General features: G+C 72.7%; 15 protein-coding genes. 7 read left to right on the forward strand and 8 right to left on the reverse strand.

Annotated elements, in window-relative coordinates:
* The first annotated feature begins 27 nt into the window (after nucleotides 1–27).
* Nucleotides 28–1044 carry an aspartate-semialdehyde dehydrogenase gene (locus ACIHIX_RS17790; protein ID WP_399956466.1) on the forward strand — a complete coding sequence of 339 codons (1017 nt, stop codon included), beginning with the start codon at nucleotides 28–30 and terminating at the stop codon, nucleotides 1042–1044.
* Nucleotides 1045–1055: 11 nt separating this feature from the next.
* Here the strand turns inward: ACIHIX_RS17790 and ACIHIX_RS17795 are convergent, their stop codons facing one another.
* On the reverse strand, nucleotides 1056–1526 hold the full coding sequence (locus tag ACIHIX_RS17795) for a DUF1203 domain-containing protein (RefSeq protein WP_399956469.1): 471 nt from the start codon (nucleotides 1524–1526) through the stop codon (nucleotides 1056–1058).
* Nucleotides 1527–1647: 121 nt separating this feature from the next.
* On the opposite strand from ACIHIX_RS17795, the gene pepN reads away from it, so the two are divergent.
* On the forward strand, nucleotides 1648–4221 hold the full coding sequence (gene pepN, locus ACIHIX_RS17800) for an aminopeptidase N (RefSeq protein WP_399956472.1): 2574 nt from the start codon (nucleotides 1648–1650) through the stop codon (nucleotides 4219–4221).
* Nucleotides 4222–4530: 309 nt separating this feature from the next.
* Here the strand turns inward: pepN and ACIHIX_RS17805 are convergent, their stop codons facing one another.
* The 3 genes from ACIHIX_RS17805 to ACIHIX_RS17815 are packed head-to-tail and all read right to left on the reverse strand — an operon-like array spanning nucleotide 4531 to nucleotide 7341.
* Nucleotides 4531–5433, reverse strand: a complete 903-nt coding sequence (locus ACIHIX_RS17805; RefSeq protein ID WP_399956475.1) for a LysR family transcriptional regulator — start codon at nucleotides 5431–5433, stop codon at nucleotides 4531–4533.
* Between the two features lie 9 nt (nucleotides 5434–5442).
* A complete protein-coding gene (locus ACIHIX_RS17810) occupies nucleotides 5443–6357 on the reverse strand; it encodes a DMT family transporter (protein ID WP_399956477.1) in 915 nt (304 codons plus the stop codon).
* 42 nt (nucleotides 6358–6399) lie between these two features.
* On the reverse strand, nucleotides 6400–7341 hold the full coding sequence (locus ACIHIX_RS17815) for an EamA family transporter (RefSeq protein ID WP_399956479.1): 942 nt from the start codon (nucleotides 7339–7341) through the stop codon (nucleotides 6400–6402).
* A 122-nt stretch (nucleotides 7342–7463) separates the two neighbouring features.
* On the opposite strand from ACIHIX_RS17815, the gene ACIHIX_RS17820 reads away from it, so the two are divergent.
* Entirely contained in the window at nucleotides 7464–7970 is a 507-nt protein-coding gene (locus tag ACIHIX_RS17820) for a MarR family transcriptional regulator (RefSeq protein ID WP_329339147.1), read from the forward strand.
* Nucleotide 7971: 1 nt separating this feature from the next.
* On the opposite strand, the gene ACIHIX_RS17825 is transcribed toward ACIHIX_RS17820, so the two are convergent.
* Nucleotides 7972–9408, reverse strand: a complete 1437-nt coding sequence (locus ACIHIX_RS17825; RefSeq protein WP_399956481.1) for an FAD-dependent monooxygenase — start codon at nucleotides 9406–9408, stop codon at nucleotides 7972–7974.
* A gap of 129 nt (nucleotides 9409–9537) precedes the next feature.
* On the opposite strand from ACIHIX_RS17825, the gene ACIHIX_RS17830 reads away from it, so the two are divergent.
* On the forward strand, nucleotides 9538–10143 hold the full coding sequence (locus ACIHIX_RS17830; protein WP_399956483.1) for a TetR family transcriptional regulator: 606 nt from the start codon (nucleotides 9538–9540) through the stop codon (nucleotides 10141–10143).
* A gap of 107 nt (nucleotides 10144–10250) precedes the next feature.
* Here the strand turns inward: ACIHIX_RS17830 and ACIHIX_RS17835 are convergent, their stop codons facing one another.
* The 3 genes from ACIHIX_RS17835 to ACIHIX_RS17845 form a co-directional block, all read right to left on the reverse strand.
* Entirely contained in the window at nucleotides 10251–10526 is a 276-nt protein-coding gene (locus ACIHIX_RS17835) for a hypothetical protein (protein ID WP_399956487.1), read from the reverse strand.
* A 171-nt stretch (nucleotides 10527–10697) separates the two neighbouring features.
* Complete coding sequence (gene malQ / locus ACIHIX_RS17840) at nucleotides 10698–12818, reverse strand: 4-alpha-glucanotransferase (RefSeq protein ID WP_399956490.1); 2121 nt, start codon at nucleotides 12816–12818, stop codon at nucleotides 10698–10700.
* Complete coding sequence (locus ACIHIX_RS17845) at nucleotides 12819–13007, reverse strand: hypothetical protein (protein ID WP_399957318.1); 189 nt, start codon at nucleotides 13005–13007, stop codon at nucleotides 12819–12821.
* 244 nt (nucleotides 13008–13251) lie between these two features.
* Here ACIHIX_RS17845 and ACIHIX_RS17850 point away from each other — a divergent pair, with 244 nt between their 5' ends.
* Genes ACIHIX_RS17850 through ACIHIX_RS17860 form a run of 3 tightly spaced genes read left to right on the forward strand, consistent with a single transcriptional unit; the run spans nucleotide 13252 to nucleotide 15826 of the window.
* Entirely contained in the window at nucleotides 13252–13785 is a 534-nt protein-coding gene (locus ACIHIX_RS17850) for a PadR family transcriptional regulator (protein WP_399956493.1), read from the forward strand.
* A complete protein-coding gene (locus tag ACIHIX_RS17855; protein WP_399956496.1) occupies nucleotides 13782–14468 on the forward strand; it encodes an ABC transporter ATP-binding protein in 687 nt (228 codons plus the stop codon). The genes ACIHIX_RS17850 and ACIHIX_RS17855 overlap by 4 nt, the downstream gene beginning before the upstream one ends.
* Nucleotides 14465–15826 carry an ABC transporter permease gene (locus tag ACIHIX_RS17860; RefSeq protein ID WP_399956499.1) on the forward strand — a complete coding sequence of 454 codons (1362 nt, stop codon included), beginning with the start codon at nucleotides 14465–14467 and terminating at the stop codon, nucleotides 15824–15826. Before ACIHIX_RS17855 ends, ACIHIX_RS17860 begins: the two co-directional genes overlap by 4 nt.
* Nucleotides 15827–15906: the final 80 nt, after the last annotated feature.

Below are 15906 nucleotides of genomic sequence, written 5' to 3' on the forward strand. Positions count from 1 at the left end.
CGCACCCGCCATGTAGAAGGAGTCGTCGTGAAGGTAGGAATCGTCGGAGCCACCGGCCAGGTCGGCACGGTCATGCGCAGGATCCTCGTGGAGCGGGACTTCCCGGTCACCGAGCTGCGTCTGTTCGCCTCGGCCCGCTCGGCGGGGACGGTCCTGGACGGCGTGACGATCGAGGACGCGGCGACGGCGGACTACACGGGCCTGGACATCGTGCTGTTCTCCGCGGGCGGCTCGACCTCGAAGGCGCTGGCCGAGAAGGTCGCCGCGCAGGGCGCGGTCGTGATCGACAACTCCTCGGCCTGGCGCAAGGACCCCGAGGTGCCCCTGGTGGTCTCCGAGGTGAACCCGCACGCCATCGCGGACCGCCCCAAGGGCATCATCGCCAACCCGAACTGCACCACGATGGCCGCGATGCCGGTCCTGAAGGTGCTGGACGCCGAGGCGGGCCTCGAAGCGCTCGTCGCCACCACCTACCAGGCGGTCTCCGGCTCCGGCCTCGCGGGCGTGGCGGAGTTGCAGGGCCAGGTCCAGAAGGTCGTCGCCGACGCCGACAAGCTGACCCACGACGGCGAGGCGGTCGACTTCCCCGAGCCGCAGGTCTACAAGCGCCCCATCGCCTTCAACGTGCTGCCCTTCGCCGGCAACCTCGTCGAGGACGGGCTGAACGAGACCGACGAGGAGCAGAAGCTCCGCAACGAGTCCCGCAAGATCCTGGAGCTCCCCGAGCTGAAGGTCTCCGGCACCTGTGTGCGCGTCCCGGTCTTCTCCGGCCACTCCCTCCAGATCAACGCCCGCTTCGCGCGTCCGATCAGCCCGGAGCGCGCCACGGAGCTGCTCGCCGGCGCCCCCGGGGTCGCGCTCTCCGACATCCCGACCCCGCTCCAGGCCGCCGGCAAGGACGTCTCCTACGTCGGCCGCATCCGCGGCGACGAGACCGTCGACAACGGCCTCGCCCTGTTCGTCTCGGGTGACAACCTCCGCAAGGGCGCGGCCCTGAACGCGGTGCAGATCGCGGAGCTGGTGGCGGCGGAGCTGAAGGGCTAGACCCCCAGGGTTCAGGGCCTTGTGACCTCGTAGAGGAAACAGCCGTACTCGACGGCCCGGACGTGGACGAGCGCCACGGCCGGGTCGTCGAACGCGTTCCGGAAGGCGTCGTCGTCGGGCGCGTCGACCAGCTCGCCGCCGAGGATGTGCCCGTCGGCGGAGTAGCGGCGGACCGTCCGGTGCGCGTTCGCGAAGGGGTAGCCGGTGGAGTCCGGCCCCGCGCACTCCTCGGCGTGGATGAAGACGGGGCCCTGCTCGTCGTAGGCCCCCGGCTCGGCGCCCGTCGCGGCGGCCCAGCGGCGCAGCGGGGCGTACGACACGAGGGCGATCCGTTCGCCGGGCGCGCTGCGCCGCAGACAGCACCTGAGCGGCGCACCGCCCTCGTCGTCGGTCACGGGAACCGTCTTGCGCCCCGCGTCGTCGGTGGAACGGAGTTCCTTCAGAGCGGACGGGGGGATGGGGCGTGCGATGTGGGTGGTCATGTGTTCCACCCTCCTCGGAGTCCTCCCCGGTCACCGGCGGGTTCCGGACATCGCGTTTCGCGCGGCTCCCATGGAAGGATGGCGGAACCGCCGAACCCACCCATAACGAGGAGATGACCGCGTGCCTGGCACAAACCTGACTCGCGAAGAGGCTCAGCAGCGGGCAAAGCTGCTCACCGTCGAGTCGTACGAGATCGATCTCGACCTCTCCGGCGCGCAAGAGGGCGGTACCTACAGGTCCGTGACCACGGTGCGCTTCGACGTGTCCGAGAACGGGGCCGAGTCGTTCATCGACCTGGTGGCCCCGGAGGTCCACGAGGTCACCCTGAACGGTGACTCGCTCGACCCGGCGGAGGTCTTCAAGGACTCCCGCATCGCGCTCCCGGCCCTGCTGGCGGGCCGCAACGTCCTGCGCGTGGTGGCGGACTGCGCCTACACCAACACGGGTGAGGGCCTCCACCGTTTCGTCGACCCGGTCGACCAGCAGGCGTACCTGTACACCCAGTTCGAGGTGCCGGACGCCCGCCGCGTCTTCGCCTCCTTCGAGCAGCCGGACCTGAAGGCCACGTTCCAGTTCACCGTGAAGGCGCCGTCCGGCTGGACCGTCATCTCCAACTCCCCGACCCCGGAGCCCAAGGACGACGTCTGGGAGTTCGAGCCGACCCCGCGGATCTCGTCGTACATCACGGCCCTGATCGTCGGCCCGTACCACTCGGTGCACAGCGTCTACGAGAAGGACGGCCAGTCCGTCCCGCTCGGCATCTACTGCCGCCCCTCGCTCGCCGAGTTCCTCGACTCGGACGCGATCTTCGAGGTCACGCGGCAGGGCTTCGACTGGTTCCAGGAGAAGTTCGACTACGCGTACCCGTTCAAGAAGTACGACCAGCTGTTCGTGCCGGAGTTCAACGCGGGCGCGATGGAGAACGCCGGTGCGGTGACCATCCGGGACCAGTACGTGTTCCGCTCCAAGGTCACCGACGCCGCCTACGAGCTGCGCGCCGAGACCATCCTCCATGAGCTGGCCCACATGTGGTTCGGCGACCTGGTCACCATGGAGTGGTGGAACGACCTGTGGCTGAACGAGTCGTTCGCCACGTACACCTCGATCGCCTGCCAGGCGTACGCCCCGGACAGCCGGTGGCCGCACTCCTGGACCACCTTCGCCAACTCCATGAAGACGTGGGCGTACCGGCAGGACCAGCTCCCGTCGACGCACCCGATCATGGCCGAGATCCGCGACCTGGACGACGTCCTGGTCAACTTCGACGGCATCACCTACGCCAAGGGCGCCTCCGTCCTCAAGCAGCTCGTGGCGTACGTCGGCATGGACGAGTTCTTCGCGGGCGTGCAGGCGTACTTCAAGCGCCACGCGTTCGGCAACACCCGGCTGTCCGACCTGCTGGGCGCGCTGGAGGAGACGTCCGGGCGTGACCTGAGCACCTGGTCGCAGAAGTGGCTCCAGACGGCCGGTATCAACATCCTGCGCCCCGAGATCGAGACGGACGCGGACGGTGTCATCACGTCCTTCGCGATCCGCCAGGAGGCCCCGGCGCTCCCCGCGGGCGCGAAGGGGGAGCCGACGCTCCGTCCGCACCGCATCGCGGTCGGCCTGTACGAACTCGACGAGGACAGCGGCAAGCTGGTCCGCGACGAGCGCGTCGAGCTGGACGTCGACGGCGAGCTGACGGCCGTACCGCAGCTGGTCGGCAAGCGCCGCCCGGCGGTGGTGCTGCTGAACGACGACGACCTGTCGTACGCGAAGGTCCGCCTGGACGAGCAGAGCCTGGCGTTCGTCACGGAGCACCTGGGCGACTTCGAGTCGTCGTTGCCGAGGGCCCTGTGCTGGGCGTCGGCGTGGGACATGACGCGAGACGCCGAACTGGCCACCCGCGACTACCTCTCCCTCGTCCTCTCGGGCATCGGCAAGGAGTCGGACATCGGTGTCGTGCAGTCCCTGCACCGCCAGGTGAAGCTGGCGATCGAGCTGTACGCCGACCCGACCGCCCGCGAGGCCCTGCTGACCCGCTGGACGGACGCCACGCTGGCCCACCTGCGGTCCGCCTCGGCCGGCAGCGACCACCAGCTGGCGTGGGCGCGCGCGTTCGCGGCGACGGCCCGTACGCCGGAGCAGCTGGACCTCCTGGACGCCCTGCTGGACGGCTCGCAGACGATCGAGGGCCTGGCGGTGGACACCGAGCTGCGCTGGGCGTTCGTGGAGCGCCTCGCGTCGGTCGGCCGCTTCGACGAGACGGAGATCGCGGGCGAGTACGAGCGGGACAAGACGGCGGCGGGCGAGCGTCACGCGGCGACGGCCCGCGCGGCGCGTCCGACGGCGGAGGCGAAGGCGGAGGCCTGGGCCCAGGTCGTGGAGTCCGACAAGCTCCCTAACGCGGTGCAGGAGGCTGTCATCGGCGGCTTCGTCCAGACCGACCAGCGCGAACTCCTCGCCCCGTACACGGACCAGTACTTCGAGGTGGTCAAGGGCATCTGGGACACCCGCTCCCACGAGATCGCCCAGCAGGTCGCGGTCGGCCTCTACCCGTCGATCCAGGTCTCCCAGGAGACCCTGGACAAGACGGACGAGTGGCTGACGTCGGCCGAGCCCAACGCGGCCCTGCGCCGCCTGGTCTCGGAGTCCCGGTCAGGCGTCGAACGCGCCCTGAAGGCCCAGGCGGCGGACGCGGCGGCGGAGTAGCGATCACGACGACGAGGGGCGCCCGGCGCGATGCGGGGCGCCCCTTGTCATGCCTGGGGACGACAGCTCGTGGATCAGGTGCGGGCCGGTGGGGGCTGATCGCGCAGTTCCCCGCGCCCCTGAAACCCGCTTAGCTGCGGGCAGTCGTGCAGCACCGGCGCCCGCCTACCCGCCCCAGCCGCGGGCACTCGCATGCCGCCCTGGCTGCGGGCAGTCGTGCCGCTGGGGCGGCACGGGTGGGCGCAGCGGCACCCCGCAAGCGCGGGCGAGCGACACCCACCCCCGGCCGGCCCACACGCCGGGCCACCGTCAGCCCAGCCCCGCAGCAACGCCTGCCAACGCCTCCATCACCCGCCTCACCACAACCCCCGCCTCGCTCCCCCGCCGTACCGCCGCCACCACATGCCGCACCGGCCGGTCCGCGCCCAGCCCCCGCATCACCACCCCACCCCTCCCCGCCGCGGCCATCCGCGGCACCAACGCCACCCCCATCCCGGCCTCCACCATCGCCAGGATCGCCGTCCACCCCGCCGCGGAATGCCCCTGTCGCGGCGTGAACCCGGCCGCCTCGCACGCCCCCCGCGTGATGTCCGACCACGGCCCGCTCCCCCCGAAGATCCACGCCTCCCCGGCGAGATCGGCCAACCGCAGCCCCTCCACGTCCGCCAGCTCATGCCCCCGCGGCAGCGCGACATCCAACGGGTCCGCCAGCAGCTCCACCCGCGTGAACCGCCCGTCCCCCACCACCGGCGCCTGCGCGGCCAGCGACAGCGCGAGGTCGACCTCCCCGGCGGCCAGCAGCTCGTACGCCTCCCCCGCCTCCGCCTCCCGCACCCGCACACTCACCCCGGGCGACGAGACCCGCAGCGCCCGCACGGCGGGGACGACCAGCGCGGGCACCGCGGTCGAGAAGGCACCGACCCGCACCTCCCCCACCTCGCCGCGCACATGCGCCGCCAACTCCGCGTCCGCCCGCTCCAGTTGCTCGAAGACGACCTCGGCGTGCCGCAGCACCAGGCGGGCCGCGTCGGTGAGCCGCACCCGTCGCCCCTGCGCCTCCAGGAGCGGCACCCCCACCTGCTTCGCCAGATTCGTCAGCTGCTGCGACACCGCGGACGGTGTCATCCGCAACGCGTCGGCCGTCGCGGTCACGGTGCCCTGTTCCCGCAGCGTCCGCAGGATGTGCAGTTTTCGGATGTCCCACTCGGCCATGAGGGCAACCTACGCACGCCGGCCGGCGGCGCCCCACATCACCCCGCCGAGGATCAGTCCCATGCACAGCACCTGCACCGGCCCGAACGTCTCCCCGAGCAGCGCCCAGGACAGCAGGGCCACGCACACCGGCTGGAGGTAGTACACGACCCCGGCACGGGCCGCGCCGACCAGCGCGATCGCCTTGTTCCAGGCGAAGAAGGCGATCGCGGAGGAGGCGACCCCGACGTACACCAGCGGCAGCACGGTCGCGGTGGTCGGCGTGAAGCCTCCCTGGACCGCGAGACTCACCCCCTGCGCGGGGAGCAGCAGCCCGGCGCCGACGAGAAACGTGGTGAACAGGAAGGCGGCGCCGCCGAGTTCGGCGGGCCTGCGCCGCAGCAGCGCGCTGTACCCGGCGAAGCAGCAGGCCGCGCCGATCATCCACAGGTCCCCGGCCGCGAATCCGGCGCCCCCGCCCATCAACAGCAGCACCCCGGCGCAGGCGATGAGCAGCCCGGCGACCCGGCGCCGCCCCAGCCGTACGCCGGAAGCCCGCTCGAACACCGCCATCAGCACCGGTGACGCGGCCATGATCAGGCCCATGGTGGCGGCGGGGGTGGTCAACCCGGCCTGGTTGACGAGGGTGTTGTAGACGGTGACGCCGAGGAGCGAGGCGAGGACGACGAAACCGAGCCGGCGCCGGATCAGCGCCCGCTGCCGCCAGGCCTGCCGCGCCCCGAACGGGGCGACCGCCACGAGCGCGACGATCCAGCGCCAGAACGCCTGCTGCACCGGCGGGACGCTGTCGTGCAGGGCACGGGAGGCGACGAAGCTGCCGGACCAGACGACGGTCGCGAGGGCGGCGCAGACGACCCCGAGGGCGGCGGTCTGCGCGGCCCTCGGGGTCGTACGGGTGGGGGTCCTTTCGAGGACGTCGGTCACACAGGTCCTTCCGCCGGTCTTACGTCGGTGATCTCGGTGGATCTACCGTCGCAGCGCCGCACCTGTCAGGTCCATCGAATCTTTTCGAGCGTTCTTTTCAGTAGAACTGAACGATTGCCCCGGAGCGGCAGGAGGACGCTGGCGGAGCTGCCCGGCCACCGTCGCCCCGAACGCCAGCGCCATGCCCGCCAGTTGGAGCGGCGTCAGCGTCTGGCCGAGCGCCGCCCAGCCGACGACCGCGGCGGTCAGCGGGGAGAGCGGGCCGAGGAAGGTGACCTGGGTGGCGGTGAGCCGGCCGATGCCGCGGAACCAGAGCCAGTACGCGACGGCCGTGTTGGCGAGCGCGAGGTAGAGGTAGCCGCCGATCGCCCGCCCGTCCAGCGCCGGCGGGGCGCCCTCGACGAGGAAGGCGAGGGGCGCGATGAACAGCCCTCCCGCGGTCAGCTGCCAGGCGGTGAGCGCCAGCGGCCCCACCCCGTCCGGGCGGCCCCAGCGCTTGGTGAGCACGGTGCCGGTGGACATCGACGCGGCGGAGGCGAGGGCCGCGAGGACGCCGACCGGGTCGAGGGCTCCGGCCGCCTTCAGCACGACGAGACTGACGCCGAACGCGGCCACCACCCCGGTGAGCACACTGCGGGTCGTGGGCCGCTGCCCCAGCAGCACCGCCGACAGACCCACCACGAACAGCGGCCCGACCGACCCGACGACCGCCGCCATCCCGCCCGGCAGCCGGTACGCCGACAGGAACAGCAGCGGGAAGAAGGCACCGATGTTCAGCGCGCCGAGCACCGCGGCCTTCCCCCACCAGAGGCCGCGCGGCAGCACCCGGGCGAGGGCCAGCAGGACCAGACCGGCGGGCAGGGCCCGCATCAGGCCGGTGAACAGGGGGCGGTCGGCCGGGAGGAACTCGGTGGTGACGGCGTAGGTGGTGCCCCAGGAGACGGGCGCCAGGGCGGTGAGCAGGACGGTCGCGGTGCGGTTCACGACTCCCCCTAGTGGCGGTGACTTCGACGAATATAACTTGATGGAAAGTAGCTTAGCGCTAAGCAACTTTTAGTCAAGCCACTTTCTTGCGGGTGACCCTGTGCGCCGCCGATACTCGACCCATGAGTGCCCAGCGCAAGGACCCCGTCGACGCGATCGTCGACCAGTGGGCGGCCGTACGACCCGACCTCGACACCAAGGCGATGGAGGTCTTCGGGCGGATCTTCCGCCTCTCCCGCGCCATGGGCGACCGCATGGAGAAGGCGTACGCCCCCTACGGCATCGCGCGCGGCGAGTTCGACGTCCTGGCCACCCTGCGCCGCTCCGGCGAGCCCTACACCCTCTCCCCCCGACAGCTCTCGGGGACGCTGATGCTCACCACCGGCGGCATGACCGGCCGCCTCGACAAGCTGGAACGCGCGGGCCTGATCCGCCGCTCCCCCGATCCCCACGACCGCCGCGGCCTCCAAGTGACGCTGACCGACAAGGGGCTGACCGTCGTCGACGCGGCGGTCGGCGCCGGGCTGGACGCCGAGACCGAGGCACTGTCCGCCCTGAACGCCGAACAGGCCGGCCAACTGGCCGACCTGCTGCGGGAGTTGCTCGCCGGGACGCCCGAGTCCCGTTAGTTCAGCCGACGCCGGCGGCGAGCGCCGCCTCGATCTGCGCGGTGTCCGCCGCGTCCGCGGCCCAGGCCACGTATCCGTCGGGCCGCACCAGCACGGTCGTACGACGGTCGCTCGCCCAGCGTTCCACGGTCAGCCGGTCCTTGCGGGCGCCCTGGTCGTCGTAGGCCCCCGGGGTGATCAGTACGAACCGGCCGCCGCGCAGGGCCTCGTGGAGGCGACCGCCCGTCAGGGCCACGTCGGGGACGCGGGTGCCGGTGAGGCGGTGCGCGCCGCGGGGGGCGGGGTAGCGGTAGCCGATGCCGGTGAGCTGCCCGACCATGCGGCGGCGGGCCGGGGCGACATGGGCGAGGACCGTGGTGAGCGTCGCGCGCAGGGCCAGCTCCCAGGGGCGCTTGGCCATGGCGAGACGGACCAGGCCGCCGCTGCTGCGCAGGACCGCCTTGCCGACGGGGTGCCGTTCGGCCTGGTAGGTGTCGAGGAGTTCGGCGGTGGCGTGGCCGTGGATCACCTGGGCCAGCTTCCAGCTCAGGTTGGCGGCGTCCTGAAGGCCGGTGTTCATGCCCTGCCCGCCGGCCGGGGTGTGGACGTGGGCCGCGTCCCCGGCGAGGAAGACCCGGCCGACGCGGTAGGCGGGGGCCTGGCGTTCGTCGCTGTGGAAGCGGGACATCCAGCGGGCGTCGTACATCCCGAAGTCCCGGCCGAGCGCCGCCCGGGCGACCTCCTTGACCTCGGCCAGGTCGAGGGGTTCGCTGTCGGGGACGTTCCGGGCGCGGTTCCAGCCGATCACCCGGTAGTAGCCGTCGCCGAAGGGCGCGAGGAAGGCGAAGGCGTCACCGACGGTGTTGACGGTGAGCAGTGTCTCGGGCTCCTCGGCAAGCCGTACGTCGGCGAGGACGACGGAACGGATGACGGACTTACCGGGGAACGGCAGCCCGATCGCGTCCCGCACGGCACTGCGCATCCCGTCGGCGCCGACGACGTACGCGGCCCGGAGAGTCTCGGCGCCCTGGGGCCCACGCACCTCGACCGTCACGCCGTCGGCGTCCTGGGAGAGGCCGGTCACCTCGGTCTCGTGGCGGAACTCGACACCCGCCGCCACGGCCCGCCGCTCCAGAACCTTCTCGACCTCGTACTGCGGGAGGACGAGGAGGCGGCGGAAGCGGGAGGGGAGGGCGCCCAGGTCGACGGTGAGGTCACCGAAGAGGCGGAGGCGGTCGAGCGGCTGACCGACCGCCTCCAGGTCGTCGGCGAGTCCGCGGGCGTCGAGCTGCTCCAGGGTGCGGGCGTGCAGGACGAAGGCGCGGGAGAGGTTGCTGATCTTGTGCGGGCGCTTCTCGACGAGGGTGACGGGGACACCGGCGGTGGCGAGGTCACCGGCGAGGAGGAGGCCGGTGGGTCCGGAGCCGACGACGATCACGGGGTGGATGGTGCCGTTCATGGAGGGCCTCCTGTTGCCAACGCTTGTATGCCAACATCCGTTTGCCAACGCTCGTTGATGAGAGTAGAGCGCCGCCCGGCGTCGAGTCAACGGTTGTTGGCAAACGGATGTTGGCCTACGCTTGTAGGCATGAACGGCACTCCCCCCGCCCCCGGACCCACCACCCCCTCGCCCAGCGCCCGCGCGCGCCGCTCCGAGGCGACGCGCGACGCGATCCTCGTCGCGGCCCGGGAGCGGTTCGCCGCCGACGGGTACGAGCGGGCCACCATCCGCGCCATCGCCAAGGACGCGAACATCGACCCGTCGATGGTGATGCGCTACTACGGCAACAAGGAGGGCCTGTTCGCGGCGGCCGTCACCGTCGACCTGCGGCTGCCGGACGCCGGCGGGCTGTCGCCGCGGGACGTGGGCGCGGTCCTGGTGCGGCACTTCCTCGACATGTGGGAGGACGACGAGGTCCTCACCGCCCTGCTCCGGGTCGGCGCGACCAATCAGGCCGGGGCCGAGCGCATGCAGGGCATCTTCCGGGACCAGTTGCTTCCGGTGGCCCGGCGGGTGTGCCCCGATCCCGCGCAGATCCCGGCGCGGGCCGCGCTCACGGCGTCGCAACTGCTCGGCCTCGCGCTGACCCGTTATGTGCTGCGGATTCCGCCGGCGGTGGCGCTGCACCCCGAGGAGATCGTGGCGTGGCTGGGGCCGACGGTGCAGCGGTACCTCACGGCGCCGAGCCCCTGAACACACGTCGAGGGCGCCGGCCTCGCCCCCTTGGGGACGGGGCCGGCGCCCTCGTGAACGTGCGGTGACCGGTGGAGCCGTGTCTCAGCCCCTCGGTCGGTCAGGCGTCAGGCGCCGGCCTTGGCCTTCGCCTTGCTCTTGGGCACGCTGACCCGGTGGTCCGCGTGCGACTTGTCCAGGACCAGCACCAGGCCCGCGATGACCGCGAAGATCGCGAGCGGGGCCAGGACGTAGAGACCCAGCGTCTCGATGACGCTCAGGCCAGGGCCGGGGTCGTCACCGTCGTCGCGGGTGAGCGCGAGCGCGGGAGACGTCATGAGCAGCATCATCAGCGTCGTACCGGCTGCCAGAGCACCGGCGCGCAGGGCGTTCTTCTTGTCCACGGTGCCAAAGTATCCAACGCGGCTCCGGAGCGCGCGCCCGGGGGTGCGTAAGAGCCGCGCGGCCTCCGCCGGCAGGCGCGACGCCCCACCGCAACCCCCACGCACCCGCACCCGACCCACCGCAACCCCCACGCACCCGCACCCGACCCACCGCGCCTCACCCCGCCCCGCTCACCCCAGCCCCCGCAACACCTCCACCAGCGCGTACAACCGCGGCTCCGCCGCCAGTTCCTCCAGCGTCACCGCCCTCCCCTCCGCGTCCGCGATCGGGAGTCGCCAGTTCGGGTACTGGTCCCACGTGCCGGGCAGATTCTGGGGTCGCCGGTCGCCGACCGCGTCCGGCAGCCACACCCCCACCAGCCGTGCCGGTGTCCGCAGCAGGAACCGGTGGACGGCCTGGACCTCGGCCTCCTCCGTCGACGTGCCGTGCCCTCCACCCGTGCCGTGCAGCAGCCCCAGCCGGGCCAGCACCTCCAGCCACTCCCCGGTGTCGGCGGCGGCCTCGGCGCGTTCCTCGGCCAGGCCACGCGTCAACAGCCCGAGCCGGTGCCGGAGTTCGACATGGTCGCCGCTGAGCCGGGCGGCGGTCGACGGCAGGTCGTGGGTGGTGGCGGTGGCGAGACAGTCGGCGCGCCAGCGTTCGGGCGGCAGCGGGCGGCCGTCGCCTTCCCAGTCCCGTTCGAACCACAGCACCGAGGTACCGAGCACCCCGCGCTCGCGCAGCGTCTCGCGCACCCCGGGCTCGACGGTACCGAGGTCCTCGCCGATGACCATCGCCCCGGCCCGGGAGGCCTCCAGGACCAGGATCGCGAGCATGGCCTCGGCGTCGTAGCGGACGTACGTGCCCTCGGTGGGCGGCAGCCCTTGCGGCACCCACCACAGCCGGAACAGGCCCATGACATGGTCGATGCGCAGCGCGCCGGCATAGCGGAACAACGCCCGCAGGAGCCGCCGGTACGGCGCGTAGCCGGACTCGGCGAGCCGGTCGGGGCGCCAGGGCGGCAGCCCCCAGTCCTGGCCGCGCGCGTTGAAGGCGTCCGGCGGGGCGCCCACCGACATCCCGGCGGCGAAGTACTCCTGCTGCGCCCAGGCGTCGGCGCCCAGGGGGTGCACTCCGACCGCGAGGTCGTGGACGACACCGACGGACATCCCGGCGTCGCGGGCCGCTCGCTGGGTGGCGGCGAGCTGGGCGTCGGTGAGCCAGGCGAGCCGCGACCAGAAGTCGACGCGGTCCATCAACTCGGCGCGGGCGCGGGCGGTTTCGCCGGAGCGGGGGTCGCGCAGCGCGGCCGGCCAGCCGCTCCAGTCCGAGCCGTGCACCTCCGCCAGCGCACACCAGGTGGCGTGGTCCTCCAGCGCCTCGCCCTCCTCGGCGAGGAAGTCGGCGTAGGCAGCGCGCCTGCCGGGTCCGAGGGGCACCTCGTGGACGAGTTCCAGCGCCTCGCGCTTGAGTTCCCACACGGCGTCCCGGTCGATCAACGCCCCCTTCCCCAGCACCGCCTCGCGCAGCAGCGCGGCCCGTTCCGTCAGCGCGTGGAGACGGTCGCGGTCGGTGACGTACGGGTACTCGTCGACGTCCTCGACGCGCAGGTGCACGGGGTCGGGGAAGCGGCGGGAGGAGGGGCGGTAGGGCGAGGGGTCGGTGGGGGCGCCGGGTACGGCCGCGTGCAGCGGGTTGACCTGGACGAATCCGGCGCCGAGCGCGCGGCCCGCCCAGGCGGTGAGCTCACCGAGGTCACCGAGGTCGCCCATGCCCCAGGAGCGCCGGGAGAGGAGGGAGTAGAGCTGGACGAGCAGTCCGTACGAGCGTCCGGTGGGGGCGGGGAGCCGGGCGGGGGCGACGACGAGGTGGGCCTCGGCGACCCGGCCGTCCGGCGCCGTGGCGGTCAACCGGTGTACTCCGGGTGGGAGTTGCTCGACGGAGGAGCGTGCCTCGCCCTGCTCGGTCTCGATGCGCAGCCGAGTGCCGTCGGGCAGGGCGTCCAGCGCGGCGCACGCACCGCCGTCGGCCCAGCGCACGACCGTGGGCGGCAGCAGTCGCGCGGCCAACTCGCGTTCCCGTGCGGCGAGCGCCGCGGCGGGGTCGCCGGTGTCGACGCCGAGGGCGGTGAGGGCCCGGATGACGGCGGCGGCGGAGGCGGCGACGGTGCGGTCCGGGGCGGGGCTGTAGGAGGTGGCCACGCCGTGCAGCCCGGCAAGCCGGGAGAGCTCCTCGGACGGAGGCTCGGCAACGGACGAGAGCCCGGAACCGGACGGAGGCTCGGCAGCGGACGGGGGCTCGGCAGCGGTCATCTACAGCTCCGCATCGGCATCTGACTCGCTGGTCAGCGGGGCGGCGTCGGCAAGGGGAGGCTCGCTGGTCAGGGGCTCGGCGTCGGGCAGCGGCGGTTCGCTGGTCAGCGGGGTCTCGGCGCAGGCTCCCTCGGCGCTGAAGACGCAGTAGAGCGCCTCGTCGGGTTTGGACAGGGCGGCCGGGAACAGGGGGCTGGTCGGTGCGGCCACGGGGGCCTCCTCGGGGGTACGGCGGCGTGACGGGTCATCGCAGCCCTACCCAGCGGTCGCGGCGGCAGACGTGCGGAGGGGAAGAACGTGCTGTTCGTCATGTTCCGGCCCGCTTCCTCATCCGTCCACCGATCACGCCTCCGGTCACTCTCGATCCGACTTCCTCCGATCTTCCTCCGATCACTATTCACTCAGTACATGTATCGAGTGCATAATGATCGCCATGAGCACCCGCCACATCCTGCTGGGGCTGCTCGCCTCGGGGCCGAGCCATGGCTACGACCTCAAGCGACGCCACGACGAACGTTTCCCGCAGGCCCGCCCACTGGCCTACGGGCAGGTCTACACGACCCTTCAGCGCCTGGTCCGCGACGGACTCGCCGAGCTCGACGCCACCGAGTCGGACGGCGGACCGGAGCGCACGACGTACCGCTCGACGGCCGAGGGGGAGCGTGAACTCGGCCGCTGGGCCGAGGAGATCGCCCCGCCCGCACCCTTCGTGACGAACGAGATCTTCGCCAAGGTCGTCGTCTCGATCCTGGCCGGCGGCGACCCGGAGGCCTATCTGCGCGCCCAACGGGCCGCCCACATGGGCCGGATGCGGGAGCTGACGCACCTGAAGACCGCCAAGGGCGCCGATCTCGCGACCGTGCTCTCGGCGGACTACGCCCTCAACCACCTTGACGCCGACCTCCGTTGGATGACCACCACGGCGGGCCGGCTGACCACTCTGACCGCGGAGGTCGAGACAGCATGAGCACCACAGTGCCGCTCCTGGCGGCGCGCGATCTCGTGAAGACGCACGGCAGGACCGAGGCCCTGCGCGGCGCCTCCGTCGAACTGCGGGCGGGCGAGATCCTGGCCGTGACCGGTGCCAGCGGCAGCGGGAAGTCGACGCTGCTGCACTGCCTCGCGGGCATCGTCCGCCCGGACGAGGGCTCGGTGAGCTACGCCGGGGACCGTCTCGACACCCTCCCGGAGAAACGGCTGAGCGAACTGCGGCGCACGGAGTTCGGGGTGGTGTTCCAGTTCGGGCAGCTGATCCCGGAGCTGACCGCCCTCGACAACGTGGCCCTGCCCCTGATGCTGGCCGGCATCGCCCGCAAGGAGGCCCAGTCCCGTGCCGGGGAGTGGCTGGAGCGGTTCGGCGTACGGGGGCAGGAGGCGCTGCGCCCCGGTGAGATGAGCGGCGGCCAGGCCCAGCGGACCTCACTGGCCCGCGCCCTGGTCACCGGCCCGCGCATCGTCTTCGCGGACGAGCCGACGGGCGCGCTGGATTCCCTGGCGAGCGAGCAGGTCATGACGGCGCTGACCCACACGGCCCGCGAGCAGGGCACGGCGGTCCTGCTGATCACGCACGACGCCCAGGTGGCGGCGTACGCGGACCGCGAGGTCGGGCTGAGCGACGGGACCCTGGCCGCGCAGGAGGTGGCCGCGTGACGACCTCGTACGCAGCCGATCTCCGGCTCGCCTGGCTGCTCACCCGCGGTTCCGACCGCCGGGAATGGTGGCGGGCGCTGCTCACCGGTGCCGGGGCGGCGCTGGCGACGGGCCTCGGGCTGGCCGTCGCCGTGCTGCTGCCGATGCAGGGGCAGTACTCCGTCGGCAACGGTCTCGACGTGCTCGATCAGCCGGGCACCCGCGCCGGCGTGATCGCCGCGCTGATGCTGCTGCTCCTCCCGGTGCTCGGGTTCCTCGGGCAGTGCGCCCGGGTCGGCGCGGTGCACCGCGACCGGCGGCTGGCCGGCCTGCGGCTGGCCGGAGCGGCACCCGGGCAGGTGCGGCGGATCGCGGCGCTGGAGTCAGGACTGGCCTGTCTGGCCGGTTCCGCGGTGGCGACGCTGTTCTCCCTGCCGGTCCTGCTGCGGCTGTCGAGCCCCGCCCCGCTCGCCTGGGCGGGCATCGCCGTCGTGGCCGTCCTGGTGCCGGTCCTCGGCGCGGTCGTGAGCGCGTTCGCGCTGCGCCGGGTGGTGGCCTCGCCGCTGGGCTGGATACGGCGGGTGCGGCCGGCCCGGGGTCCGGGGCGGCTGTTCCAGCTGGCGACCACGCTGCTCGTCCTGCTGGCCCTGTACATCGCGACGATCCCGTTCTTCGGCAACCCGTTCGACTTCGCGCTCGGCCCGTTCACGATCTTCGCCATGTGCCTGCTCGCCGGTGCCGTGTCGGTGTGGCTGACCGGCGCCTCGGCCCGGCAGCTCGGCGAGGGCCTGGCGGCCCGCGCCAAGAGCCCCGCGGTGCTGATCGCGGCGGAGCGGCTGCGCGACGACCCGTGGGCGGCGGCCCGTACCCATGCCGCGCTGCTGCTGGTCACGGTGATCGGCTCGGGCTTCCTGGGGGTGCGGCAGGTGATGCTGTCGCTCCTGCGCGAGCGGGAGAACCACTACGCGGAGGACATCGGCTACTACGAGAACGGCCTGAACCTCACCGGCCTCGCGGTCCTCGTCGCCCTCGCGCTGGTGCTCACCGCGCTCGCCGTCGGCACCGCCGAGTCCGTCGCCACCCGGCGCCGGGGCCTGGCCACGCAGACCGCGAGCGGAGTGCCGTACTCGGTGCTGGCGAAGGCCACCGTGCTGGAGACGGCGATCCCGCTGGCCCCCGCGACCGTGGTGGCCGGGCTCGGCGGGATGACGATCGCGATCTGGTACACCTCGGCCGCCTCCGAGCACGGGTCGCCGGCGGTGCCGTACCTGGCGCTGCTGGTCCCGGTGGCGGTGTACGCGGCGAGCCTGCTGGCCGCGGCCACCTCGCTGCCGCTGCTGCGGCGCGGGCTGCGCCCGGCGGAGCTGCGGTACGCGTAGTCACTGAGCTGCCCCGGGGGCACGGGGGACCCCCGGGGCACCGCGCGGCACCGCGCGGCACCGGGCCACGACAACACAAA

It is taken from the genome of Streptomyces sp. NPDC051913, assembly GCF_044593635.1.
Lineage (GTDB): Bacteria > Actinomycetota > Actinomycetes > Streptomycetales > Streptomycetaceae > Streptomyces.